The sequence below is a fragment of the Pseudoalteromonas sp. MT33b genome (assembly GCF_014117385.1).
In the GTDB taxonomy this organism is placed as follows: domain Bacteria; phylum Pseudomonadota; class Gammaproteobacteria; order Enterobacterales; family Alteromonadaceae; genus Pseudoalteromonas; species Pseudoalteromonas lipolytica.
On sequence record NZ_CP059831.1, the window covers coordinates 2,618,042 to 2,644,530 of the forward strand.

At 41.3% G+C, this 26,489-nt stretch carries 19 protein-coding genes; 10 read left to right on the top strand and 9 right to left on the bottom strand.

The annotated features are described in order from the left end of the window. Position 1: 1 nt before the first annotated feature. Genes H3302_RS11880 through H3302_RS11890 form a run of 3 tightly spaced genes read left to right on the top strand, consistent with a single transcriptional unit; the run spans position 2 to position 2,593 of the window. Positions 2-553, top strand: coding sequence for a YajG family lipoprotein (locus tag H3302_RS11880; RefSeq protein ID WP_036966471.1), 552 nt, complete (start codon positions 2-4; stop codon positions 551-553). Between the two features lie 2 nt (positions 554-555). Further along, positions 556-1,173, top strand: a complete 618-nt coding sequence (locus H3302_RS11885; RefSeq protein ID WP_036966468.1) for a peptidylprolyl isomerase — start codon at positions 556-558, stop codon at positions 1,171-1,173. 40 nt (positions 1,174-1,213) lie between these two features. Beyond that, complete coding sequence (locus tag H3302_RS11890; protein WP_182395345.1) at positions 1,214-2,593, top strand: AmpG family muropeptide MFS transporter; 1,380 nt, start codon at positions 1,214-1,216, stop codon at positions 2,591-2,593. A 117-nt stretch (positions 2,594-2,710) separates the two neighbouring features. On the opposite strand, the gene H3302_RS11895 is transcribed toward H3302_RS11890, so the two are convergent. The 4 genes from H3302_RS11895 to erpA all read right to left on the bottom strand — a co-directional run bounded on the left by H3302_RS11895 (position 2,711) and on the right by erpA (position 8,070). Next, positions 2,711-2,950 carry a helix-turn-helix transcriptional regulator gene (locus H3302_RS11895; protein ID WP_036966461.1) on the bottom strand — a complete coding sequence of 80 codons (240 nt, stop codon included), beginning with the start codon at positions 2,948-2,950 and terminating at the stop codon, positions 2,711-2,713. A gap of 503 nt (positions 2,951-3,453) precedes the next feature. Next, positions 3,454-6,528, bottom strand: a complete 3,075-nt coding sequence (locus H3302_RS11900) for an efflux RND transporter permease subunit (protein ID WP_065978657.1) — start codon at positions 6,526-6,528, stop codon at positions 3,454-3,456. Between the two features lie 2 nt (positions 6,529-6,530). After that, complete coding sequence (locus H3302_RS11905; protein WP_036966455.1) at positions 6,531-7,628, bottom strand: efflux RND transporter periplasmic adaptor subunit; 1,098 nt, start codon at positions 7,626-7,628, stop codon at positions 6,531-6,533. Between the two features lie 103 nt (positions 7,629-7,731). Next, positions 7,732-8,070 (bottom strand): iron-sulfur cluster insertion protein ErpA, encoded by a 339-nt coding sequence (erpA, locus tag H3302_RS11910; RefSeq protein WP_036966451.1) that lies wholly within the window; start codon positions 8,068-8,070, stop codon positions 7,732-7,734. 179 nt (positions 8,071-8,249) lie between these two features. Between erpA and H3302_RS11915 the strand changes: the two genes are divergently transcribed. The 7 genes from H3302_RS11915 (at position 8,250) to H3302_RS11945 (ending at position 20,196) form a co-directional block, all read left to right on the top strand. After that, positions 8,250-10,622, top strand: a complete 2,373-nt coding sequence (locus H3302_RS11915) for a diguanylate cyclase domain-containing protein (RefSeq protein ID WP_051501723.1) — start codon at positions 8,250-8,252, stop codon at positions 10,620-10,622. Between the two features lie 205 nt (positions 10,623-10,827). Beyond that, complete coding sequence (locus H3302_RS11920; RefSeq protein WP_162898052.1) at positions 10,828-12,057, top strand: transporter substrate-binding domain-containing protein; 1,230 nt, start codon at positions 10,828-10,830, stop codon at positions 12,055-12,057. A gap of 79 nt (positions 12,058-12,136) precedes the next feature. Beyond that, positions 12,137-13,819 carry a chloride channel protein gene (locus H3302_RS11925; RefSeq protein WP_036966445.1) on the top strand — a complete coding sequence of 561 codons (1,683 nt, stop codon included), beginning with the start codon at positions 12,137-12,139 and terminating at the stop codon, positions 13,817-13,819. 20 nt (positions 13,820-13,839) lie between these two features. Next, positions 13,840-14,274: a CopD family protein gene (locus tag H3302_RS11930; RefSeq protein WP_036966443.1), complete on the top strand. Its 435-nt coding sequence runs from the start codon at positions 13,840-13,842 to the stop codon at positions 14,272-14,274. Positions 14,275-14,379: 105 nt separating this feature from the next. Beyond that, positions 14,380-15,396 carry an aspartate carbamoyltransferase gene (locus H3302_RS11935; protein WP_036966441.1) on the top strand — a complete coding sequence of 339 codons (1,017 nt, stop codon included), beginning with the start codon at positions 14,380-14,382 and terminating at the stop codon, positions 15,394-15,396. Between the two features lie 72 nt (positions 15,397-15,468). Next, positions 15,469-16,749 carry a glutamate-1-semialdehyde 2,1-aminomutase gene (gene hemL / locus H3302_RS11940; protein ID WP_182395347.1) on the top strand — a complete coding sequence of 427 codons (1,281 nt, stop codon included), beginning with the start codon at positions 15,469-15,471 and terminating at the stop codon, positions 16,747-16,749. A 519-nt stretch (positions 16,750-17,268) separates the two neighbouring features. Further along, positions 17,269-20,196, top strand: coding sequence for a TonB-dependent receptor (locus H3302_RS11945; RefSeq protein WP_075594427.1), 2,928 nt, complete (start codon positions 17,269-17,271; stop codon positions 20,194-20,196). Between the two features lie 422 nt (positions 20,197-20,618). Here H3302_RS11945 and mrcB read toward each other — a convergent pair whose 3' ends face one another. From mrcB to H3302_RS11970, 5 genes are all read right to left on the bottom strand, one after another. Beyond that, positions 20,619-22,943 carry a penicillin-binding protein 1B gene (gene mrcB, locus H3302_RS11950; RefSeq protein WP_075594426.1) on the bottom strand — a complete coding sequence of 775 codons (2,325 nt, stop codon included), beginning with the start codon at positions 22,941-22,943 and terminating at the stop codon, positions 20,619-20,621. A 94-nt stretch (positions 22,944-23,037) separates the two neighbouring features. Further along, positions 23,038-23,199, bottom strand: a complete 162-nt coding sequence (locus H3302_RS11955; RefSeq protein WP_074989046.1) for a YqaE/Pmp3 family membrane protein — start codon at positions 23,197-23,199, stop codon at positions 23,038-23,040. A 165-nt stretch (positions 23,200-23,364) separates the two neighbouring features. Then, positions 23,365-24,594 (bottom strand): ammonium transporter, encoded by a 1,230-nt coding sequence (locus tag H3302_RS11960; protein ID WP_036966432.1) that lies wholly within the window; start codon positions 24,592-24,594, stop codon positions 23,365-23,367. Between the two features lie 9 nt (positions 24,595-24,603). Further along, positions 24,604-24,942, bottom strand: a complete 339-nt coding sequence (locus tag H3302_RS11965) for a P-II family nitrogen regulator (protein ID WP_036966429.1) — start codon at positions 24,940-24,942, stop codon at positions 24,604-24,606. A 172-nt stretch (positions 24,943-25,114) separates the two neighbouring features. Then, positions 25,115-26,353, bottom strand: coding sequence for a diguanylate cyclase domain-containing protein (locus H3302_RS11970; RefSeq protein WP_036966426.1), 1,239 nt, complete (start codon positions 26,351-26,353; stop codon positions 25,115-25,117). Positions 26,354-26,489 lie beyond the last annotated feature (136 nt).

Below are 26,489 nucleotides of genomic sequence, written 5' to 3' on the forward strand. Positions count from 1 at the left end.
AATGAGAAAAATACTTCCTTTATGTGCGGTGCTTTTGCTGGCTGCGTGCAGCAATCAACCAAATCAGTTAATTTTAAACCCCGTATATCAAAGCGGTAAAATCACTCAAATTAATAGTAATGTGAGCACCAGTGTCATTGATTTACGTGGTGACAATGTGACGTTAAAAATTATTGAATCAGATAAAACCAAAACGCTTGCAAGCCCAGGTATTACCGACTCTGTTAAAAGTGCACTTGATAGCGCGTTGAGCCGCAATGGTGTCAGTATTTCTAATCTTGCCACCACGCGTTTCGAAATTGATATCCATAAATTACAAGCAGTGGTCACTGAAAAAATGATGACTCACACCAGCGCCGCAAGCATCGAGTTTGGTGTGCGAGTTATCAGAAACGACAGTAGCTTCAGTAAAGTCTACCATGGCAATGCGAACCTTGAAGGCCCTCTAAGCCATGACCGAGCCAAAATTGAGAGTCAGCTGAATAAGTTGACTGAACAATTAATTACCCGCATTGTATCTGACCCAGAATTAATCGCCTATTTAGAAGGTTAACTATGAAGCGCATTTTATTACTTAGTTTTATTTTATTATTTGCTCACAGTTCATTCGCGGCAACTGAAGGTAAATTTATTCAAAAAGACAACATGTTTCCACGGGTCGAAATAGTGACCACGTTGGGAAGTATTGTTGTTGAAATGGATCGCTCTCGCGCCCCTATAACGGTCAATAACTTCTTAACTTATGTGGCCGACGGCAGCTATCAAGGAAGCGTGTTTCATCGCGTTGAACGTGATGAAGATAATGAACGCGACTTTGTAATTCAAGGGGGGGGTTACGATAAAGACTACGACGGTCTGCACGAGAACGACCCTATCTTCAACGAGAGCGGTAACGGTCTAAAAAATGACATGTACAGTATCGCCATGGCCTATCAAGACCGTAAACCGCACTCAGGTACACGTCAATTCTTCTTTAACATGGATGACAACGATCACTTGAATCCGGGCCGTGATTGGGGATTTGCTGTGTTTGGTATGGTTATGGATGGTTATGAGACCTTAGACAAGATCATGCGTGTTGAAACTGCATTCAATGAAAAAATAGGTTACAGCTTTGTGCCTAAAACCCCTGTCGTTATTTTAAATGTAAAAGTACTCGAAGCTAATCAATAATAATTAGGGGGCTTGGCGCCCCCACAAACACGGCAACACTATGACAAAAACCCTTTCAATCTCAGAGTACTTTTCGTACTTCAAAGACAAACGTCTGATCAATATTTTTATCTTCGGCATTAGCAGTGGCTTTCCTTGGGTACTGATTGGCTCGGTGATGTCAGCATGGCTGAAAGATGAAGGGTTAAGCCGCAGCATGATTGGCTTATTTGGCATTGTGTTTGGTGCATACAGTATTAACTTTTTATGGTCTCCGTTGGTCGACCGCGTAAAGTTGCCAGTATTATTTAAATGGCTTGGCCAGCGTCGCAGCTGGATTTTGCTTTGTCAGTCAGTGATTTTTATAGGCACCTTTTCACTGGCAGGACTAGATATCAAAGCGAACCTTTGGTTTGCTGCTGCACTGTGTTTAGTTATCGCCATTGCCTCTGCCACTCAAGATATAGCCATTGATGCGTTTCGTATTGATACGTTAAGCGAGAATGAAAGCCATAAAGCGACGGCAGCCGCCGCTATGGCGACATCAGGTTGGTGGAGTGGCTACGCACTATTAGGTGCCCTGCCCTTTTATATGGCAGATATTCCATCCATTGACTGGCCCCAAGTTTATTTTTTCTTATCCGTTGTCATGCTGCTATTAATGAGCAGTGTGTTTTGGGCAAAAGAGCCTGAATCAAACCGTGAAGTTGTCCAAGCTGAACTTGAGCACACCTACCAGCAAAAACTCGCTGGGGGACAGCAAACGCGATTGGCCAAAGTACTTGCATGGTTAGCGGTAACCGTTTTTGATCCATTTAGAACCTTCTTTGCACGCAACGGGGTAAAAACCGCGCTCGCGCTACTAGCGTTTATCTTCTTATTTAAAATAGGGGAAGCATTTTTAGGGCGCATGTCTATCGTGTTTTACAAAGAGATTGGCTTTAGCAATAGCGACATCGCTACCTTCTCAAAAGTGGGTACCGCTTTTCTTACTATCGCTTTTACTTTCGTAGGTAGTCTATTCAATCAGCGCTACGGCATTGTAAAAGGCTTATTTATCAGTGGTATTGCAATGGCTGCTTCTAACCTAGCCTTTGCGTGGATTGCCGTGGCAGGCCCTAAATTAAGCCTATACGCGTTTGCTATTATTGTTGATGGCTTTACACAAGCTTGGTCACTCGTTGCCATGGTGGCGTTTATATCAATGCTCTGTGACCGAGCCTTCAGTGCAACGCACTACGCCTTACTTGCCTCATTAGGAAATTTAGGCCGAACTCTACTCTCAAGCTACAGTGGTGTGGTGATTGATGACTGGTTATCAGGGAATTGGGCACTGTTTTTTGTGCTTACTGCCGTTATGGTTATTCCGTCGCTGGTATTTTTATTCTTAATACGCCACAAACTTTATGCATTAGAAAGCAACTATCATAAGAGCAATTAACAAAATAAGAACGTATGTGATTAAATGTAACCAGTATTTAGAGGGGTCTTAAATAGTGCATCCATGCACTATTTGCATTACCACGCACGCTAAGGGCTGCCTGCGTGTAATGAATAATTAAGCTTCTTTAAGTAAGTTAAGACCTTCGTATGGGTCCACTTCTAGCGCATCACAATAGCGCATAAATTCGATTACATCTAAACGACGTTCTTGGTTTTCAATTTTACCAATGAACGAATGCGGCGTACCTAAAACCTGTGCTAGGCTGCGCATTGTATGGCCTTTCTCATGGCGTTTAGTTTTTAACCATTTTGTTAATTTTGAGTTTTCTTCAGAAGAAACTGTTTTACCCATCATAAAATACATCTCCTACTAGATGATTCAAGTTAATAAATTTAGAGCGAAATTTTGCCCGTCTCACTCTTGGACACATTATATACTAATAACTTTTTCTGTGAACGGTTAATTATACAAATGTCCATTTTTTAGGTATAGACCGTTTTTGTGAACAAGTCTAAGTTTAAGCTAAAATTAAAGCACAAGCTCTATTGTTAGTTGCTTAACTGTACCAAAAAATCGATCAATTGGAACCTTGTAAAATTGAAAATATAACTTTAAAAATTGCATACTTATGCTTAAAGTGTATGTAAATACTGAAAAAGGCTAGGAAATGTTTCGTATATTATTTTTGTTGCCAATTGTACTCTGTGTAGCGTGGTACCTTTTTTTAAAACAAAATCGTGTACCAATTAAGCAAGGCAAAAAAGGGTTCGTCTATATTTTGATCATATCTGGAGTGGTTTTAGGCTTTTTCTTACTAATGATTAAAGTGACCCAACACTAGGGTCACTTTCTATTAACTAGCGCGCGCGATCTCGTAGCATAAGCAAGCAGGGTGTTAACACCAGCGTTAAAACTGTTGCAAATGTTAACCCGCCCGCTACGGCCGTTGCTAATTGCACCCACCACTGCGTAGAAGGTGCCCCAAAGTCGATTTGGCGATTAAATAAGTCAATGTTGACCTGTAGCACCATCGGCATTAAGCCAAGAATTGTCGTAACGGTAGTAAGCAGTACGGGCCGTAAACGCTGTGCCCCTGTTCTGAGGATTGCATCTTTTGCAGCCAAGCCCTGCTGACGCAACACGTTATAAGTGTCAATCAGCACAATATTATTATTAACGACAATCCCTGCCAGTGAAATTACGCCAATACCCGACATAACAATACCAAAGGGCTGTTGAAGTACAATTAAACCTAAGAATACACCAACAGTTGAGAATAACACGGCACTTAAAATTAAAAATGCCTGATAGAAACTATTGAACTGAGTAACCAATATAATCCCCATCACGAACAAGGCAACTACAAATGCTTGCTCAAGAAAAAGCTCTGACTCATCTTGATCTTCAGTTTCACCCCGCACTTTAATTTTTACTCGCGGGTCGAGACCTTGCTCTTCTAATTGCGCCTGTAAGCGTGGCAGCGCTTTGGCAAGCTGCTCACCTGGCTTCATGTCGGCATTAACGGTAACTACACGCTGTGAATCAACACGGCGAATTGTATCAACTTTAGGAGCGGCTTGGCGCTCAACAAAATGACTAATCGGCACTTGTCCGTGTATGGTTTTGACACGTAACGTTTCTAAGCGGCCTAAATCTCGTTTATCGTGAGGAAAACGAACTCGAATATCAATTTCATCATCGACATCATCTGGTCGGTACTCGCCGAGCTTCAAGCCATTTGTAATAAGCTGCACATTCGCACCTAACATACTTGCATCGGCACCAAAACGCGCTGCATCTGAGCGATTAAGCTTAAGCTGCCACTCAATCCCCGGCTTAGACGCTGTATCGTCTACATTACGAAACGCCCCGTCATCTTCAATCGCTTGCCGCACTCTTTTTGCTTCGCTATTTAATACGTCTACAAACTTTGAACTTAGCTCAATACTCAGTGCTTTGCCGCCACCGGGCCCGTTTTCATCCTTGCGTAGTTCAATTTCAACACCTGCGAAACCGGCTGTTATTTCCGTTACTTGGCTAATAATATTCTCGGCTGGCGGTCGTTCATCCCACTCTTTAAGATTCATTCTGAACGTTCCCACCTGATCTTTGCCCCCTGTCCTTGCATACAAGGTTTTTATACCTGGGACTTCTAAGATCCTTGATTCTATCTCTTTCATGATCACATCTTTTTCATAAATAGATAAATCGCTGTACGAACGCACCTTAATATTGACGCCATTAGGTTCAACATCGGGGAAAAACTCAACCCCTAATTTTGATACGGCAAAAGTAAAAAACACCAAAACAGAGAATATAATCGCAGCAGTTAAGCTCCACCACGGTCGCTGCGTAGCAAAGTCAAGCATTCGGATATAACGCCCAAGCAAACCTTTTATTTGCGTTAAATCGCCCGACTCAGCCAGTGCCAAGTCAAGTTTTTGCTGTGCAGATAATGGCCTCGTTTTACCAATTAAGCCGCCAATAGTAGGAACAAATACAAGGGCCATTAACAGTGATGCCGATAACGTAGCAATTAATGTAATTGGTAAGTATTTCATAAACTCGCCCATCATTCCCGGCCAGAAAATCAATGGCGCAAATGCAGCTAAGGTTGTGGCTGTTGACGCGATAATAGGCCAAGCCATTCGCTCGGCTGCATGACGGTAGGCTATTTTGCGAGGTTTTCCTTCACTCATTTCCCGATCAGCAAACTCACTAACCACAATCGCACCATCAACCAGCATCCCCACGGCCATAATAAGTGCAAATAGCACCACAATATTTACCGTTAAGCCAAACATGGAGATGACCAAAATCCCGGTGAGGAATGAACCGGGGATAGCAATGCCAACTAAAAAAGCGGTACGAGCACCTAGTACAGCCACAATAACAATCACCACCAGCAAAACGGCCGAAAGCACGTTGTTTTGCAAATCTGACAGCATCATTTTAACGTCTTTCGACATATCACCGGTGTAGTCCACACGAACATGCTCAGGCCAACGCTTTTGAGCTTCATTAACCACATGTTTAACCTGCTCAACGGTATCAATAATATTTTCACCTGCGCGCTTTTTAACTTCTAACGAAACAGCCTGTTGACCATTAATCCGCGCTATTGAGGTTGGATCTTTATAGGCTCTGCGAATTTTTGCGACATCCATAAAACGCACAACGCGGTCACCCACGACTTTGACAGGTTGTTCCATTACATCTTGAATCGTTTCGAAAACCGACGGTATTTTTACCGCAAAGCGACCTTTGCCTGTATCGAGGGTTCCTGCTGCGACCAAACGGTTATTATTCGACAGCAGTTGAATTATATCGCTTGGTTCTAGCCCATATGAAATCATGGCTAATGGGTCAACTTCAATTTCAACCATGTCTTCTCGGTCACCACCGACATCGACCTCAAGGACACTAGAAATACTTTCAAGCTCATCTTTAAGGTTTCGCGCTAATGTGAGTAACCCTCGCTCTGGCGAATTACCTGACAACGTTAAAGTAATGGTTGGTTGCTGATCTTCCATCAGTATTTCATGTACTTCTGGCTCTTCTGATTCAGAGGGTAACTTCGCTTTTGCCAAACTCACTTTATCGCGTACATCTGCCAACGCTTCTTTAGGGTCCATACCGGCAAGAAACTCCAGTGTGACCGAAGCATGGCCTTCGCTTGCCACGGCTGTCATCTCTTTGACCCCTTCGATTGAGCGAAGCTCTATCTCCATAGGCCTTACAAGCAGACGCTCGGCATCTTCTGGCGAAATGCCATCATGAATAATCGAAACATATATAAAAGGAATGGTGACATCTGGATTGGCTTCTTTTGGAATGGTTTGATAAGTCACCCATCCCGATATCAACAATAGAATAAAAATAGATAATACCGTGCGGGTATGAGTTAACGACGCCTCAATTAAGTTTTTCATACTTACTTGCTCGCTACCTCAGCAAATACTGGCTCAACTTTATCTCCTGCTCTGACAAAGCCCTGCCCTAAAGTTATCACATTTGCTTGCTCACCTAGGCCCCACAACCACACACCTTCTTCGGTAGTTTTTGCTAAATTTACCGATTTAAATTCTACCCTATTATCATCATTGACTATTTTTACCCCGATATTGCCTTGCTCATCCAATGCCATAAAAGCAGGGCTTAAAAGCATGGCAGGTTCTGCGGGTAACTCGATATTTAATTGTGTCGAAAACCCGGCTTTGTAGTGCATACCTGGGTTCGCAAATGCAGCCTCCACTCTGAATGTATTTGTGCTTTCATCTGCGACGGAGGCGATGTAACGAATTTTTCCTGGGTAGGTTTTATCATTAAGAACATGGGCAAACGTGGCTTGACCAACCTGTAAACCTTGAATTTCTTTTTGTGTCGCATCGGCTCTCACTATCAGAGGGTCTAGGTCAACCAATTGCAGAATTGGGTCACCAATGCCAACATAATCACCGATTTGTACTAAGCGTTTGTTGATCACACCATCAAATGCCGCTCGAATATCTGTGCGCTGATACATCAGCTCTAAACTCGCAAGCGCCGCTTTAGCTTGTTGCAATAATGCTTGAGCACGCATCGTTTGTACTTTATTTTGCAGCCCTTGCTGATTCAGTTTTAATGCGCCTTCATATTCAGTTTCATATTGAGCAACCAGCGCTTTGGCCGAGGTTATTTGAGCTTTTAAATCTGATTTATCAAGCCGTAAGATAATCTCATTTTGTTTTACAAACTGCCCCTCTTCAACCAAAATTTCAGTTACTTGGCCTGCTTGTCTGGCACTAATATTGGCGGTTTTATCTGGCTCTGATTTACCATAAAAAGTAAGGTTTTTATTTATATTTTGTGCGGTTAACCGCACCACCTGTACTTTGGCAATTCGGTCTGAATTTGTAACTTGGTGATTATTTTCATCATCGACTTCCGGTGACTCAGTCATGCCAGAAAGCATCCAAAGTACAATCACGAGTACAATAAAAATAGCTAAAATATAAGGTTTCTTTTCGAGTGCTGTTCTTAGATTTAGCAACGCAAAATTCCTTCTAATGATGCGTAAGTATAGTTAGGCTGGGATAATTAGGAAGTGTAAGCAATAAAAAAGCCACATCAAGTGGCTTTTTTCAAATTATTTTTTAAACGCTGAAGCTAGCGCCGCAACCGCAGGTTGTTGTTGCGTTGGGGTTGTTGACAAAAAAGCGTGCTCCTTCAAGGCCTTCAGTGTAATCCACTGTGCCATCGACAAGGTATTGAATACTCATTGGATCAACAACTAAGGTCACCCCGTTTTTTACAATTTCTAAATCGCCAGGGTTGGCTTTTTCATCAAAAGTAAAACCATATTGGAAACCTGAACAACCACCACCTGTTACATAAACACGTAATTTTAGATCTGGATTCTCTTCTTCTTCGATTAACTGTTTAACACGAACAGCTGCTGCATCGCTGAACTTTATTGGCAACTCATCCGACATACCAAAACCCTCAAAACCTATGATATGACGATTATCTAATACCCGAGTGTTTTAATCAAGTATCGCCACAAAGTCATCATATTTTACGAGACCGAATTGGCCAACCCATTAGCATTGAGCTAATGTTTATTTGTACTACTTTTGAATTAAGCAAAATTTAACGATGAGGGATCATCATAGTGATAGATCATTTAAGGCTCCATTTTATTAATGCCAATATAGATAGCGCACCGGTTATCCCCGCAAGCTATGATGGTTTATTGGTTTTTGCCTCGATACTTACTGCGGTGTTCGCATCGTATGTGTCTTTTTTACTATCTAGTCGCATTAAAAGCTCACACTTAAAAAACGAAAGCTTAATATGGACAATACTGGCTTCCTGCTTTTTAGGGATTGGCATTTGGGGCATGCACTTTGTTGGTATGCTGGCTTATACCCTCCCCATTGCCATTGAATACAACACCACCATTACTTTACTCTCGGTACTACCCAGTGTATTTGCAAGCTACATTGTATTGTCACCGGCACTTAGCCACGGTCGAAGACTCATATTCAGAAGTATTTTAATGGGGGCTGGGATCGGCTGTATGCATTTTGTTGGCATGATGGCCATGATGATGCCAGCTCATATGGCTTATGAGCCTTGGTTATTCTCTTTGTCTATTTTGGTTGCCATTGTTCTTTCGGGTATTGCGTTAAAAATTAACGATTTGAGACAATCTCGAGGCATTCATCACACCCGCATTAATCTGCTTGGCGCAATTATAATGGGCAGTGCTATATCGGGCATGCATTATATTGGTATGATTTCGATGTCTGTATTTGAAACAGAGCACACCGTATATATAAACACACACGACAACTCCACCCTTGCACAACTTGTGATGACTGTTTTATTGGCGCTGAGCCTTCTTGTGCTGGGGATTGTTGAATTAAGAGCCCGAAGTTTATTATCCGCCAAACTCAAAGCCGTGCTTAACACTGTTCAAGATGTCGTTATAAGCTTTAATAGCACGGGAATTATAGAATTTGCGAATCCAGCCGTGTTACCTGTATTTGGCTACCGGTCCGATGATTTAATTGGTAAACATATTCACCTTCTTATCCCTGAAAAATCAGCTGAACTCAGCGATATATTTAACGGCTCTCAACTTAACATACCAAACGCAAAAAAAAGTAAAAGTCGACTGTTAAAAGGACAAAGAGCAAATAAACAGTTGTTTCCCATCACACTCACAATCAGCTCGATAGGCAAACAAGAAAAAGGCCCCTATGTCGCCACGATTAAAGATTTAAGTGACATCCAAAATCAGGAAGCATTCACACAAACCATTTTTGATAACTTGCCCATCATGCTGTTTGTAAAAGAAGCTGAGCATTTAAGTTTTAGCCATGTAAATAAAGCTGGCGAAGAACTGCTTGGCAGACGTAAAGAGCAATTAATAGGTCTGAATGATTTTGATATTTTTAGTAATGACGAAGCTGCAAACTTTGCCCAAACAGACCGAGACGTGCTTAATAAAGACGGAATAATCACATTAGATGAAAAGCCAGTAACGGTTGACGGTAAAACACATTACTTACGTACTCGTAAACTGGCTATTAAAGACAGTAATGGAAAAGCACGATATTTACTCGATGTATCAGAAGACGTGACAGAGCTAAAACAAGCCAAAACAGAACTTGAAAACTTGCATCAACGCATGTCGATGGCTGCCGATGCAGCGCACATTGGTATTTGGGAGTGGAACTTTGAAACCAACGAATTAATTTGGGATGACTGGATGCATACCCTGTTCGAAATACCCAAGTCACAGTTTAAAGGCGATTACGCAACATGGGCTAATACTCTGCACCCTGATGAATATGAGCGAGTTACCAATAAACTCAAGCTTGCTCTATTAAACAACGAAGAGTTTCATGCTGAATTTCAAATAGTATTACCCTCTGGGCAAACTCGTTACCTAAATGCCGATGGACGTATTTATGGCAACCGTATGATTGGGGTTAACTTTGACATTACTAAACGGGTAATGGCAGAGAAGAAAATAAGGCAGTTAGCACAAACAGATCATTTAACAGGCCTTGCTAATCGAAATGCTCTCAGTAAGTTCATAAAACACGAATTTGATCGCAGTGAACGCACCGGGGCAAAGGTGGGATGTTTATACTTTGACTTAGATAAGTTTAAACCTATTAATGATACCCACGGCCATTTAATGGGTGACTTTGTTCTTGTTGAAGTAGCCAAACGATTACAAGATACGGCTCGTAAAACAGATTGTGTCGCGCGTATTGGTGGCGATGAGTTTGTTGTTGTCATAACCGATATCGAAAACCTTAGCCAAGTGAAACGGGCACTTACGCGGTTTATCAATGCTATTTCGGCTCCTATCGCCTCTGAAGTTGGCTATTTAAATATTGCCACGAGCGTTGGCTATGCCATCTATCCTGATGATGCTAAATCACTTGATGAACTACTTCATAAAGCCGATGAGCGCATGTATAAACAAAAACGCAGTAGCCATGAAAGCATACCCCAGTACAAATGAATAATTAAAAAGATAAAATGTCTGCAACATGTTTTTTTGCGTATACTTATTAAACGATTAATAAAAAATATTTTCCATGCGCGCACCCTATTTATCCGTCACTCTATTTCTGCTTTGCATATTTCATGCTGCTTTCACGAGCGCTAATGAGCAACAAGCATGGAAAATAATCTCGTTAGAATGGCCACCTTATGCGAGCAGTAAAATGGCCAATGGCGGAGATGCAATCGCCTTATTAAGAGACTCACTTGCCGCAGAAGGGATAGCGCTAAGCGTGGAATATTTACCGTGGCAAGATGCACTAAAAAAAGCAGAGCAACCGGGGTATCTAGGTTACTATCCCGCGTGGCTTTCTGAGATACAAGCAGGGTTTATTGCTTCATCCCCCATTTTAACTTCACAACTTGCTGTGATGACCAGCCAAAGTAGCGTGCAACACTTTGAAAGCATTGAGCAACTATTTAGTAAAAGTAAAGTGGGTATCGTTGGTGCTTATATTTACCCTGATGAAGTTGAAAAAGTCATCCAAGCTTACGAAAGCAGTATTATTCGCGCCGCAAATGATGAAGAGCTTTTTCACTTACTTCAGACAAACCAAATAAACTTTGCCATTGCAGCCCCTGAAGTATTCAACTACTTTGCCACGCAGCAAAATGTGTCTAAACCCCATATTGTTAGCCAGTTTGTCGATTCCCCTTTAGTGATAGGCATTCGTAATGCGCCTGAAAACCGCGAAAAAGCCACGCGTTTACAATCGTTATTTAACATCAATAACCTCGAAACGATGGTCTACACAAAACCAAAAAAGCTGCTATTAACCTATATAGACATACCGAGTATCTCACCGTTTAATGAGTTCATTAGTCAAATATATGATGACATTGGCATTAAAACCCAAATACAAGCAACCCCAGCACGAAGAGGGCTTTTGTTGCTAAACGCGGGGATCATTGATGCAGACGTTGTCAGAGCTAAAAGTATTATTAAAGAGTTTGAAAATGTCGTTGTAGTAGAGCCAAGTCTCAGCGTGATAAACATTGTATTATTATGCCGACAAGCGTTACCTTGCAGTCGAGAAATATTGTACGATCCTAGCAAGAATATTATCAGCACCACTGGCAATACTGAGCTTTTAAGTGAGTTTGATATTCAAGCGCGTATTACGCACAACGAAGCGCTCAATCACAGCCTTGATTTATTAAGAAAAAAACGAATAAATTATATTCTGTATCCCGCACTTGAAAATGAACTTGCCTCTTTAAAAAAAGAATTTCACGTAATCGTATTACGTCAGTTAGCAGTCAATACCGTGATAAATAAAAAACACGCAGCGCTGATACCTGAACTCTCAAAAGCAATTAAAGCACGGCTACCCGAATTAAAAAGGCAACTAGACAAAGACAACATAGAACAGCCAAATTTACCCAAAAACTAGATAAATTTATAAAATCCCAACGACTTAGCGAGTTTGATTTGCTAAACTTCAGGCTCAAAAGTGCTGTGAGGAAGAATGCATGTGGCTTGAAAGGCTAAGGCGTCGATTAGCAAAGCCTAAAACATCTGTGCAATTGTGCTTACTTGGTGTAAGTGCGGGACTAATTGCGGCAGTGTTGATCATATTATTTCGCCTCACGATCATGTTTTTCCAAAGCTTATTTTTAGAAAAACCTGACGACTTTACGACTCTTCCCACACTTGAACGTGTATTACTCCCTGTCGGCGCCGCCTTATTAATTGCTTTATTTGCCGCATTAACGGGTTTTAAACACTACCGTTTAGGGATCCCCTTTGTAATTCACCGAATCAAAAAGCATTATGGCCAAATGCCACTGTACAACACCGTTAACCAATTTGTTGGTGGAGCGTTGGCGTTAATTAGTGGTTTTTCGGTGGGTCGTGAAGGTCCTTCTGTCCACATGGGAGCAACGGGTGCAAGTTTGCTTGCCGATAAATTGCATTTACCCCACAATGCCATGAGAACCCTGACTGGCTGCGGTGTTGCAGCAGGTATCGCAGCCTCATTCAATACCCCACTTGCTGCAGTAATCTTTGTAATGGAAGTCGTACTTAGGGAATACAAAGTACACATATTTGTACCAATTATGCTTGCCGCGGTGACAGGCGCACTCGCCACCCAATTTGTGTTTGGTGATGCATCTGAACTGGCGCTTATTACCATGAACCCACTCAGTGGCTGGCATTACCCATTTTTAATCTTATTTGGTATGGCGCTGGGAGCAGTTGCGTATGCGTTTAATCAAAACTTAATGTTGATCATTCGCACTTTTAAACCATTAAGCATGTTTCCACGTTTATTACTTGCAGGGTTAATTGCAGGTTTAATTGCCTACATGGTGCCGCATGCGATGGGCTCTGGTATGAGTGCAATTACCATTGCCATTGAATCACCCGATGATGTGCAGTTTTTGACGACCATTTTAATTGCCAAGCTATTAGCAACTTTATTTGCTATTGGCTTGGGGATACCCGGCGGTATTATTGGCCCCGTGATTGGATTAGGCGTACTTATGGGCACGTTAATGGCATTTTTTGCGCAGTTTATTAGCCCAGGGGTTGATATTGCAGGTACTTACAGCATGCTTGGAATGGCAGGCTTACTTGCGGCCACCTTACATGCGCCGCTTGCCGCACTTACAACCGTGATGGAGCTAACTTCAAGTCCTGAGATTATTGTGCCTGCCATGCTCGTTATCTCAACAGCGTATGTTACCGCGCTGCAATTCTTTGGTAACCGCTCTATCTTTATGCAACAACTGGATTTCCAAGGACTTGAATATCAAATTTCGCCAGCAACCGAGGCGTTGCAAAAAGTGGGTGTGATGGAAGAAATGGATGAGCATTTCAAACTGCTATACAGCGATGATAAAGAACAAATAAAAGCATCTCTCGATGCCATTGACAGTCAAACACCATTAATTGTTCACGATGACGAAAATGGCTATCGCCTAGCAGAATATGACTTGAGCTTGATGTCAGATCAAAACAGTAATATTAAATATGTCAGTCTCGCAGGTTTAAGTAGCCAAGCCACACTCGCGGATGCCTTTGACTTGCTTAAAGATAAACGAAGCGGTGCGGTGTATATATATAACTTACTTGATAATCAGCAAATTATGGGGCTTTTGCGTTGGGACCAAATTAGACATATTCTGACCATACGCAATAGCCTGTTATAACAATTAAAATGGATCAATAAATGAGTGCGCTATTAATTTACAAAACGTTTCATGTATTTTTTATGATTGCTTGGTTCGCTGGTATTTTCTACTTACCACGATTATTTGTTTACCACGCCATGAGCGAAGAAAAAGCCTGTAACTCAATGTTAAAAGTAATGGAGCGACGCTTACTGTTATTCGTTACCCCTTTTGCGGTATTAACACTGGTTTTTGGGGTACTGACAATTGTTGAATATGGCCGTGAATGGTTCAAATACAGCATGTGGCTGCACTATAAGTTAGTGCTCGTTATTATCTTATATATCTACCATGCCTACTGTTTTAAGTTATTGGCTGATTTTAAGCATGATCGCAACACACGTAGCGATCGTTTTTATCGCATTTTTAATGAAATTCCGGTGCTGATTCTATTGGCGATTGTCGCATTAGCAATTATTAAACCTAGCTTATAATTTGCTGCTGTGTACGCTAAAAATTTGCTATAGTACGGCGCAAATTTATGCGGCCTCCCATACAGAGTGTCAGCGCCTTTATAAATGTGATTAGGAACAAGCCCCATGTTAAGTTTCCAAGGTGAAAATATCCTGTCGGTCAATCAACTTGATCGCGATTGTATTGAACGTATTTTTGCAGTTGCTAAGAAAATGGAGCCCTATGCTAAAAAGCAAAAGCGCACCAATGTGTTAGAAGGCGCTATATTAGCTAATTTATTCTTCGAGCCAAGCACGCGAACACGTGTCAGCTTTGGCACCGCCTTTAACCTACTCGGTGGTTTAGTGCGTGAAACTACGGGCATGCAAAGCTCAGCGTTAGCCAAAGGTGAATCACTGTACGACACAGCACGTGTTATTTCAGCTTATGCTGATGCCGTTGCAATGCGTCACCCAGACGCAGGCTCGGTAGCCGAGTTTGCAACAGGCTGTGATGTACCTGTCATTAACGGCGGTGACGGTCCTAATGAACACCCCACTCAAGCACTACTCGATTTATTAACTATCGAACGTGAACTGGGGCGTTTTAATCAACCAATAGACGGTATGCACATTGCCCTTGTTGGTGATTTAAAATATGGCCGTACTGTTCACTCGTTATCTAAATTACTGTGCCACTATAAAGACATTAAATTTTCAATGGTCGCGCCTGACGGCTTACAAATGCCAGACTATGTTTTAGATGCTGTTGATAATGCGGGTCATAAAATTCAACTGGTTGACAAAATGGAAGGCAACCTTGCGGCAGATATTGTTTATCAAACCCGCATCCAAGAAGAACGCTTTCCTTCGCAAGAAGAAGCAAACAAATACCGTGGTGGTTTCCGTATCAGCCAAGCAATTTACAACACACACTGTAAGCCAAATTCAGTACTGATGCACCCACTTCCACGTGACAGCCGTTTAGAAGCAAACGAGCTTGATAACGATTTAAACAGCAACGATAACCTTGCAATTTTCCGCCAAGTTCAAAACGGCGTATTAATTCGCATGGCCTTGTTTGCTCTGACCTTAGATGTTGCTGACAAAGTTGAGCAATATGAAGTCAACGTACCGTGGTTTAGCCGTAAACGTAACAGCTAATAATCTACGTTTAGGGCTCGCTTGAGCCCTTGCAAACCTCTCATTTAACGTGACAACCAAATAGGACTATTCATGACAATTAGCCAAGATCTTTTTAATCGCGCGCAAGAATCAATCCCAGGCGGTGTTAACTCACCCGTTCGTGCATTTAATGGCGTAGGCGGCACCCCTCTTTTTATCACCAAAGCCAAAGGTCCGTTTACGTTCGACGCCGATGGTAACCGCTACATTGACTATGTCGGTTCTTGGGGCCCAATGATCATGGGGCATAATCACCCAGCGATTAAACAGGCAGTACTCGACGCAGTTGAAAATGGCTTAAGCTATGGTGCCCCCACTGAAGCCGAAATTTTAATGGCCGAAAAAGTAAAAGAGCTTGTTCCATCAATCGAAAAAGTACGTATGGTGAGCTCAGGCACTGAAGCAACAATGAGTGCGATTCGCCTTGCTCGTGGCTTCACTGGCCGTGACAAAATATTAAAGTTTGAAGGCTGTTACCACGGTCACGCTGATTCACTGCTTGTTAAAGCAGGTTCAGGTGCATTGACTATGGGCGTGCCTAACTCACCGGGCATTCCAGAAGATTTTGCTAAACACACATTAACGGTGTCGTTTAATAACTTAGACGAAGTAAAAGCCATTTTTGCCAAATACGCCGACGAGATTGCCTGTATCATCGTTGAACCAGTTGCTGGCAACATGAACTGTATCCCACCAGTACCAGGCTTTTTAGAAGGTCTACGTGAGGTGTGTGATGAGTACAAGTCAGTGCTTATTTTTGATGAAGTGATGACAGGTTTCCGTGTTGCTTTAGGGGGCGCACAAGCATATTACAACATCAAACCAGACCTTACTTGCCTTGGTAAAGTTATTGGTGGCGGTATGCCAGTGGGTGCTTTTGGCGGTAAAAAAGAAATCATGGATTATATCGCGCCCGTTGGTCCGGTTTACCAAGCAGGTACTTTATCAGGTAACCCAATAGCCATGGCTGCCGGCTTAAAATCACTTGAGCTATTAAGTGTTGATGGTTTACATGATGAACTTGAAGCTAAGAGCAAAGCGTTATGTGACGGCTTTGAAGCAGCAGCGAAAAAAGCAGGCATTCCCCTAACAACCAATTATGCTGGCGGCATGTATGGTTTCTTCTTTACTGATAAAGAGAAAGTAACCAGCTACCAACAAGCAACAGAGTGTGATTTAGAGCGCTTTAAAAAGTTCTTCCACTTAATGCTTGATGAAGGCATATACCTAGCACCTTCTGCATTTGAGGCAGGCTTTGTATGTGCAGAGCATTCTGAAAAAGAAATTGCAGACACCATTGCAGCAGCAGAGCGAGCTTTCGCTAAATTATAATATCTGAACAGACCACCTTATTTAAGGTGGTCTTAATCCTAATAGTAACTTCATCTCTTTTGTCACATCATGATCCGCTTAATAATCAGATAAGCAATACAAAAAAATCAGATAAAAACACATTATAAATTACAAATAAAACATATTTTATACATAAAAACCTTCTCCTTCCCGATTGTTATCTTTATAAAAGAATCTACTCGCAAACTTGAACCTAAAACCTTACTTTAAAATAACTTAAAGTATAATTAAGAAAAAATTAAAGCAATTACATATAGTTACATATGTTTATTTTATGTGTAAATAAACATTATAAATAAAAATTAGATCGTTCCAAGGCGTTTTTTTGTTGGTTTATCGTATTTATAATATAAAAGATTGATCTGTATGTTCCCGCCATGTTACCAATTTGTTTCACCCTTTTATTTAAAGTGAAAAACACAAATAAAAAAATACAAGGCGTGAAAGTTATTAACAAATAACAACAATTTACAATTAAATTTTCACAGGGAAATCTCAATGAAAAACAACTTTTCAAAAACATTTAAGCGTTCGTTCACGGCTGCAGCCGTTGCGATGACCTTAAGTGCAGCTATGCCTGCTATGGCTGATAATGTTAATGGGGCAATAAAAGGTAATATTACAACTCAATCAGGTGTTTCTTTAGCTGGCGCAACAATTACTATTAGTGATAAAAGCAAAGGTTATGAAAAAACACTTACTGCAGATGCAAATGGCCAGTTTAACCTTAACCAAGTACCTGTTGGTAAATATGATGTAGTGGTGTCACAAGCTGGGTTTGAAAAAGCACAGATAAATGATGTAATCATCGGTGTAGGTAAAACAGCCCTTCTCGAAATTCCATTAGTCGAAGGTAATATTGAACGTATCGCCGTTGTAGGTGGTGCAGTTCGTGCCGTTGATGTTTCTGTTACTGAATCATCATTAAACATTAGCTCAGAAGAACTTGAATTATTACCAGTTGCTCGCTCATTAACATCGGTTGCTTTACTAGCGCCAGGAGCAACTGAAGGTGATAGTCGCTTTGGTGATCAAGCATCATTTGGTGGCTCATCTGTCGCCGAAAATGCTTATTACGTAAATGGCTTGAACATGACTAACTTTCGTAATGGCTTAGGCGGTGCAACCATCCCATTCTCAGCCTACGATAGTTTTCAGATAAAAACTGGCGGCTATTCTTCTGAATTTGGTCGAACAACGGGTGGCTTAATCTCTGCAGTTACAAAATCAGGTACTAATGACTTTCACTTTGGTGTTGAATCAATTTATTCGCCTGATTCATTAAGAGAACAAGCACCAAATTCGGTTTACTTACAAAATGAGCGTTGTGAGGATGCTGATGGCCACTGTATCGGTGACTTATTTGTTAACAACCAAGATGACTATGCAAACTCATTTGAAACAAATATTTATGCATCAGGTGCGTTGATTGAAGATACACTTTTCTTCTATGGTATTTATACATTCCGTGATAATGAAACAGAGTACGGTAACGCTTCTCAAACCTCTCTAACAAAAGAGAAAGATGATGACCCTTATTATCTAGCGCGTATTGACTGGAACATTAATGAGGATCATCAATTAATGCTCTGGGGATTTAGTGATGAACGCACATACTCAGAAAGCACAATCGAAGATCCTAATGGCACTGGTAACTACACTTTAGACGGCGGTACAGCTTATCACAAGCGCGGTGGTGAAAGTTTTGCAGTACGTTATACAGGTAACTTGACTGATGACTTAAGCATGTCTGCAATGTACGGTGAAGTTAAATTTTCAGAAACTGATTATTCAGATTTTGATGACTGCCCTACTGGCTATGATGCAGACTTAGGTGTTGATACTACTTGTTATGTAAACTTCACTGTTGGTGCTAACGAAGATAAGCGCGAGCAATTGCGCGTCGACTTTGATTGGTACTTAAATGATGAGCATACGCTAAGATTTGGTTATGACTCAGAAACCAATTCATCGAATGCAACGACAATCAACTCAGGCGGTATTTACTACTACTACAGAACATACGAAGAAGGTGCTCGTCTCCCAAATGGTTATGTTCTTACTGAGGATATGAAGACAACCCGCGTACGTAATTATAGTAATGGCGGTGAATTTGAAGTTGAAAACTGGGCTATTTACCTTGAAGATCAATGGGCCGTTACTGAAAACTTAACGCTTACCTTAGGGCTTCGTAATGACAGCTTCACAAACTATAATGCTGATGGTGACGAGTTTGTTTCTATTGATAACCAAATTGCACCAAGATTAGGTGCATCTTGGGATATCAACGGTGATGGTGACAGTAAGTTATTTATTACTGCTGGACGTTATTATTTACCTGTTGCAGCAAACACGAACATTCGTTTAGCTGGCGCAGAAACCTATATTCAAACTTGGTATGAATATGAAGGTTTAAATGCTGACGGTACTCCAATTGGTCTAAGTAACCAGTTAGGTGAACCTGCGATTTCAAACGGGGGTGATGGTACTGCAAAACCATCAAATACCTTAGCAGATAAAGATCTTGAGCCAATGTACAATGATGAAATTATTGTAGGTTATCAAGCGGCTATAAATGATGACTGGTCTTGGAGCATCAAAGGGACATACCGCACACTTGGCAATCAAATTGATGATGGCTCATATATCTTCACTGATGAAGATGGTGAAAAACTTGGTGAAAATTGGTTCTTATTTAACCCAGGAAATGGTGCAACATTTAACTTTGACCTAGATGGTGATGGAGTAACTGAAGAATACAGTTTCACCGCCGAAGAGCTAGGTTATCCTGAAGCTAAACGTCGATACGCTGCCGTTGACCTATCTATTGAGAAAAGCTGGGACAGTGTTTGGTCTTTAAAAGCACTATACACTTGGTCACATAACTACGGTAACACTGAAGGTTTTGTTAAATCTGATAATGGTCAAGATGATGCTGGTTTAACACAAGATTGGGATTACCCTTACCTTATGGATGGTGCTAACGGTAACTTACCTGCAGACCGTCGTCACAATATTAAAGTTTACGGTGCATTCGCAGTTACTGAAGACTTCTTAGTAGGCGCAAACTTAAATGTTTCTTCTGGTCGCCCTTGGACAGCATTAGGTGCGGGCTATACACCAAACCCAGACTTATATGATTATGGCGATACCTATTATGTAGGTGATAAACGCTACCCTCGCGGCAGCATGGGAACAACTCCCTGGACAGCTCGATTAGATCTTAACTTTACGTACAACTTGCATTTCAATGACCAAAAAGTGCGCTTCGCATTAGATATTTTCAATGTATTTGATGCAGCTACAGCAACTCGTTACGACGAAGTCGCTGAAATAGCGGCTGGTGATGACAGTGCAACATTCGGTCTACCGCAAAGTTATCAATCTCCTCGTCGAGTCCAAATATCTGCTTCTTACGACTTTTAACCTCAGTTAATTGAACAAGATAAGTAGATAACCTAAAAGCCTCTCAATGAGGCTTTTATTTCATTTTTAATGTTTTAAGTGACTCTGTATTCAATAAAAATATGATTTTCCCTCTCTATTATGAGTATGAATTAACTACTCTATATAGTTTTAAGCTAGTACTTTTACAAAGAGGCTGGTGATAAGCGTATCTAAGTTTAACTATTTAACTCTATTAAACTTTTCTCTACTTCAAATTACTCGTCTTTAAAAACTAATTTAGGTAAAACAGCAATCATACGAAACTCTTAAAACTCTGCAAGTACTCTTTAAAATGCTGTATACCAATTTGCTTAATTAAAAGAGCTATTTTAAGCCAAGTTCCAGTAATTAGTTACTCTTGGCAGTTGCTCTGCCTCCATTTAGCCACCAATGAAAAACTTTTAACGCTGGCAGTTCGGCCGTGGTTCAAACTCACTGGCGCGAATTGGTAACTGCACTACTTTGCCGCAGCCTGGCGGTGCTTGTAGTCCGGTTTCTTCATTAATGAATGCCCAGCGAACTGATGCTGGACGCGTGTCAGCTATCGCTTCAGGATTGAGCGGTTTAAGATAACGAATATAGGCTTCAAGTGCGCCAACACTGCCCGTTAACCCCGTGCTCTTGTTATCATCGCGACCAATCCATGCCACCGTCACTGTATTTTGATCGAAGCCTGCAAACCAGCTATCACGTAAATCGTTACTTGTACCCGTTTTACCAGCCAGTTGAATAGATGGAAAGTGGGCATTCAAACGTTTAGCAGTGCCATCTTTTGTTACCCGCTTCATGGCATATTTTGTCATGTATACAGAGGCATCATCAAAACGCTTCTGCGATTCAACATCATGTTTATAAAGTACTTTACCAACCGAGTCTGTTAACGCTGAGATAGACGTAAGCTCACGATATTGCCCATCTGCCGCAAGCGTTGTGTAAAGCTGAGCCACTTCAAAACTTGAAAGCTCTAACGCCCCTAATAACAGTGACGGATATTGTTCGATACGTTCATCAACGCCTAAGCGCTTCAGTGTGTCAGCCACTTTATCAACACCTACATCTAACCCCGTATTGACCGCTGGGATATTTACACTGTTACTAAACGCTTTATAGAGTGGCATTGGGCCTCGGAATTGCTTATCGAAGTTTTCAGGCTGCCACACTTTCCCTTGTTCATTTGTTACTTGTAGTGGTGAATCATCCACTAAGGTTGCTACATTAAATTTTCCGCTTTCAAAGGCCGTTAAATAAACGGCGGGTTTCACTAACGAGCCAATATTACGTTTTGTATCAAGTACACGGTTAAAGCCAAAGTAACGCACATCTCGGCCTGCTACGAGTGCCGATACTCCCCCCTTCTCAACATTTACAGAGATCATGGCAGCTTCAAGTTCTTCTGTTTTAGGGCGTTTTTCTAAGTAAGGCAGACTTGCTTCTATCGACTCTTCCATCGCCGTTTGTTTTTGAAGGTCAAAATAGGTAAAAACTCGCACACCCGCATCTAATACCTGTTGATCGGGCAGTAATCGTTTTAGTTCACGATTAACCAGTTCTAAATAACCTGGATACGACTTTTGCAGGCTGTCTTTCATAGGTGCAATGTCGATTGGACGCTTTAAAGCGGCGCGATATTCACGCGTATCAATGAGTTTGTTCTCCACCATTAAGCGCAATACTAAATCTCGTCTTTCCATGGCGCGTTCACTGTAACGACGAGGGTTGTAATACGATGGGCCTTTTACCATGGCAACAAGTAGCGCTATTTGGTCGTACTCAAGTTCATCGACAGGCTTTGAAAAATAAAAATCAGCGGCAAGCCCCATACCGTGTACACCTTGGTTATAGGACTGACCTAAGTACACTTCGTTTAAATACGCTTCGAGGATTTCATCTTTGCTGTAACGGTAATCTAAAATCAGTGCTATTAATGCTTCATTAAATTTACGCACTAATGAACGCTCACGCGTTAAATATATATTTTTTGCTAATTGCTGAGTCAGCGTACTGCCACCCTGCACGGTTCTACCCGCTTTAATATTACTGTATAAAGCGCGCATTATTGACCAAACAGACACACCGTGATGTTGATAAAAATTACGATCTTCGACCACCAGCAGCGTGTCTTTTAACATCGCAGGAAACTTATCTAGCGGGACAAATTCACGGTCTTGTTTTGAGTCGTTACCAATGCGCGCAATTTGCACCGGCTCTAGGCGCGCGGTGTTTAAACGACGACCGAATTTATCTTTAATGGTTGCTAACTTTTGCCCAGAAAAACGCAGCTCAATAACATGAGCCTCTTCAAGGCCATCGTAAAACTCAAATTCACGGCGATATACTTTAATGGTGTTAGCAGATTTTACATACTGACCTGTACGACTTAGTTTATTTACTGACGAATAATTTAAACGATTTAACTCCCAAACAACCTCTTGTTGAGACAAGAACTGTCCTGGGTAAAAGCTCATTGCGCGCGCATAGACTTGGGCGGGAAGTTGCCATTTGTTGCCTTCAAACTGACGGGTAATTTTGGCATCTAAATAAATAAGATAAAGCACCATGGTAATGACCACAGCCAACGAAAGCTTCCAAAAAATTGACCACATTTTTCGAAGCACGCGTACTTTAGTTGTCGGTTGAGATGCGTTTGAACGCTTTGCAGTTGAACGTTTCGTTGCCGTCGTTTTTTTACCTGACGACTTTTTTGCAGGAGTTTTTTTATCAGCCATTGAGTTCGCTATTGGTCAGTTAATTTTACAGGGTTATATTTTGCATAACAGCGCAATACTAACACCTGCAAAATTAACAGTCACTTAAACTCGGTTAGCGTGTACACAACCAAAGTGAGTGAATGACAGCGGGGATGAAAAAGATAAAACACAAAATAATATTGATGATTAAATCTTTACCTACGCCCGCTTTCAGAAATACCGCAACAGGCGGTAAAAATAACGATAAAATGATTAGTAACAGTTTGTTATCCATGTTTTTCCCTTTTTAGTTAAGTGTTATTAGCATAGTCAATAAAACCACCTCTCGCCTATAAGAAAACACTTATTTTTAACGCAAAAAAGCTCTACCAATAGTAGAGCTTTGATTTGAACACACAATGATATTATTTAGCGTGTGCGCTGGGCACACGCATTAAAATTAGTTACTGCGAACTGATACAAACTCAGGGTAAGCATCAATACCACAGTCATGTTGATCCATACCGCTTAATTCTTCTTCTTCGGTAACACGGATACCCATGGTATTTTTCAGAATTGCCCATACGATTGATGACGTAATGAACACAAAACCTAAGATACACACTAAACCAATTAACTGATTAACAAAGGTTGCATCTGAGTTTGATAAAGGCACTAACATGATACCTAATGCACCACACACACCATGAACCGAGATAGCGCCAACTGGGTCATCAATTTTCGCTTTATCAAGTGCAACAATGCTAAACACCACAAGTGAGCCACCTAATAAACCAAGTAAACATGCTAGCAATGGAGAAGGTGACGCTGGCTCAGCTGTAATCGTTACAAGACCTGCTAATGCACCATTTAGCACCATTGTTAAATCGGCTTTACCCCATAACACTTTACAGACAACCAATGCGGCAATTGCACCACAGGCAGCGGCAGCATTTGTATTAAGGAAAATTTTACCTACAGCGGTGGCGTTTTCAGCATCAGAGATCAGCAGTTGTGAACCACCGTTAAAACCAAACCACCCCATCCACAGAATTAATGTACCCAGTGTTGCCAGTGGTAGGTTTGAACCTGGAATTGGGTAAATTTCACCGTTTTTACCGTATTTACCTTTACGAGCGCCTAAGAAAAGAACCCCTGCTAATGCTGCTGCAGCGCCTGCACCATGTACAATGGCCGAACCTGCGAAATCAACAAAGCCCATTTCTGATAAGAACCCGGCACCCCATGTCCAATAACCTTCAATTGGGTAGATAAAACCAGTTAAAATAACCGCGAAGATTAAGAATGCCCATAGCTTCATACGCTCAGCTACGGCACCCGATACAATAGACATCGCCGTTGCAACAAATACCACTTGAAAGAAAAAATCAGACTCTAAAGAGTGATTAGCATCTGACGCTTGCGTGCCAATTAAAGCACCAAACGAAGGAACAAAACCCCCTTCTGCGTTATCAACATACATAATGTTGTAACCCACCAGTAAGAACATAGTGCAAGCAATAGAGAACAGTGCAACGTTTTTAGTTAGTATTTCTGTTGTATTTTTTGCACGAACTAAACCTGCTTCTAACATGGCAAAACCAGCTGCCATCCACATGACTAATACACCCGACATTAAAAAGTAAAATGTGTCGAGCGAGAACTTCAACTCTACTATCGTGTTTTCCATAAATCCCCCTTAAATTGCTTCTTCGTCTAGTTCGCCCGTTCGGATACGAACAATTTGGTCTAGGTCGTAAACGAAAATTTTGCCGTCACCGATTTTGCCTGTTGAAGCAATTTTTGTGATGGTATCAACGACGCGTTGACAATTTTCGCTACGCGTTGCAATTTCAAGTTTGATCTTTGGAATAAAATCGACTTGGTATTCAGCTCCACGATATAGTTCAGTATGACCACGTTGACGGCCAAAGCCTTTAACGTCGACAACTGTCATCCCCTCAATGCCTAAATCAGCCAACGCTTCACGTACATCATCAAGTTTGAATGGCTTTATTATTGCACTAATCATTTTCATAGTGGCCCCCTTCGGACGCTTATTGTTATCCTGTTGGTTTATGTAATCCAACCTTTGTGCCACTATTTTTTATTAATTAATTTCAATAAGTTAAGAGATAACCACGACGTTCAAACAAAAAAAATGCACCCTCATGGTGCATTTTTTTAACAATTTACCAGCACTGGTGCACTTAATTGGACTGTAAGCTAACCACGCAATTACGTTGTTGCTGTTTTGCCTGATATAACGCTTTATCTGCTAAGCGCATAGCACCAGTCAGTGATACTTTAGAAAATGGCGTAATCCCTATACTCATGGTTAATGAATAAGGCTCGCCATTGATAGAAAACGCGTGCTCGGCCAGTTGCTCTCTAAAGGTATTCAACCTCAGCTCTGCTTTTTCAAGCCCCATATTGTCCAGCACAACCGCAAATTCTTCGCCGCCAATACGTGCAATCGTAAAATCATCAAATTTTGTTTTTAAGAATGAAGTGACCTGTTTTAATGCTTGGTCGCCCGCCTCATGACCAAACTGATCATTAATATTTTTGAAAAAGTCGATGTCTAATAAGGCAAGCACATTGTCTTGCTCAACATGTTTCAGTACTTTTTCTGCATATTGATAAAAATAACGACGATTATACAAACCCGTTAAGTGATCTCGGTATGCGCTTTCTTTTATGTCGGCAATTAAAGCGAGCTGCTCCATAGTTTGCATAACACGGCAATGGAACTCTTCGTTCATAAAAGGTTTTGTTAAGAAGTCATTTGCACCATATTTGATAAAGCGTGCAGATAAGCCGTGTTTGCCCGCCCCCGATAACCCAATAATGGCTAAATCATCACGGCCTCTAAAGTTACGTACCGCTTTAACAAGCTCAAAACCGTCCATTGTTGGCATGGCATAATCTGTGAGCAACAATTTAATTTCAGGATCGTCTTTGAGCATTTGCAATGCTTGTTCACCGTCGTGGGCATCACTCACTTCAAACAACTGTTTTTCGAGCATTTGTTTCATTAACGTGCGGCTAAGTACAGAGTCATCAGCAACCAACGCCTTACAACCATGATTACGCAGTAACTGCGCAACGAGTTTAATAGCGTAGTGATAAGAGTCTCTATTATCTTTCACAACGTAATCAACCACACCCAGCTCTAACATTTGTTGGCGAATGTATTCGTCAATCTTTGAGGTTAAAACCACTGTTGGGATATTTTTTGATAGTGTGTATTTAGCCACCTCACCATTCATCGCGTCGGGCAAGGTTAAATCGACCAGCGCCAAGGTATATTCATGCTTAGCAATTAAGGAAATGCCTTCTTTTAGAGACCACGCAAAGTCGACATCCACATCTAAATAGTGGGCAGCCAAGTGACGTAACACCTGCTGTACTACTTTACTGTCTTCAACCACTAACACTCTTTGCATCGCAACTTCTCTTTTATAAGCATGTATTACAAATCATAAAACTTGCTAAATATACGTTATTTTTCAATTTAGCTAAATATTTAACCAAACTATCTTTAATAAAAAAACGCGCTTTTTGGTATTTTCTCAGCCATTC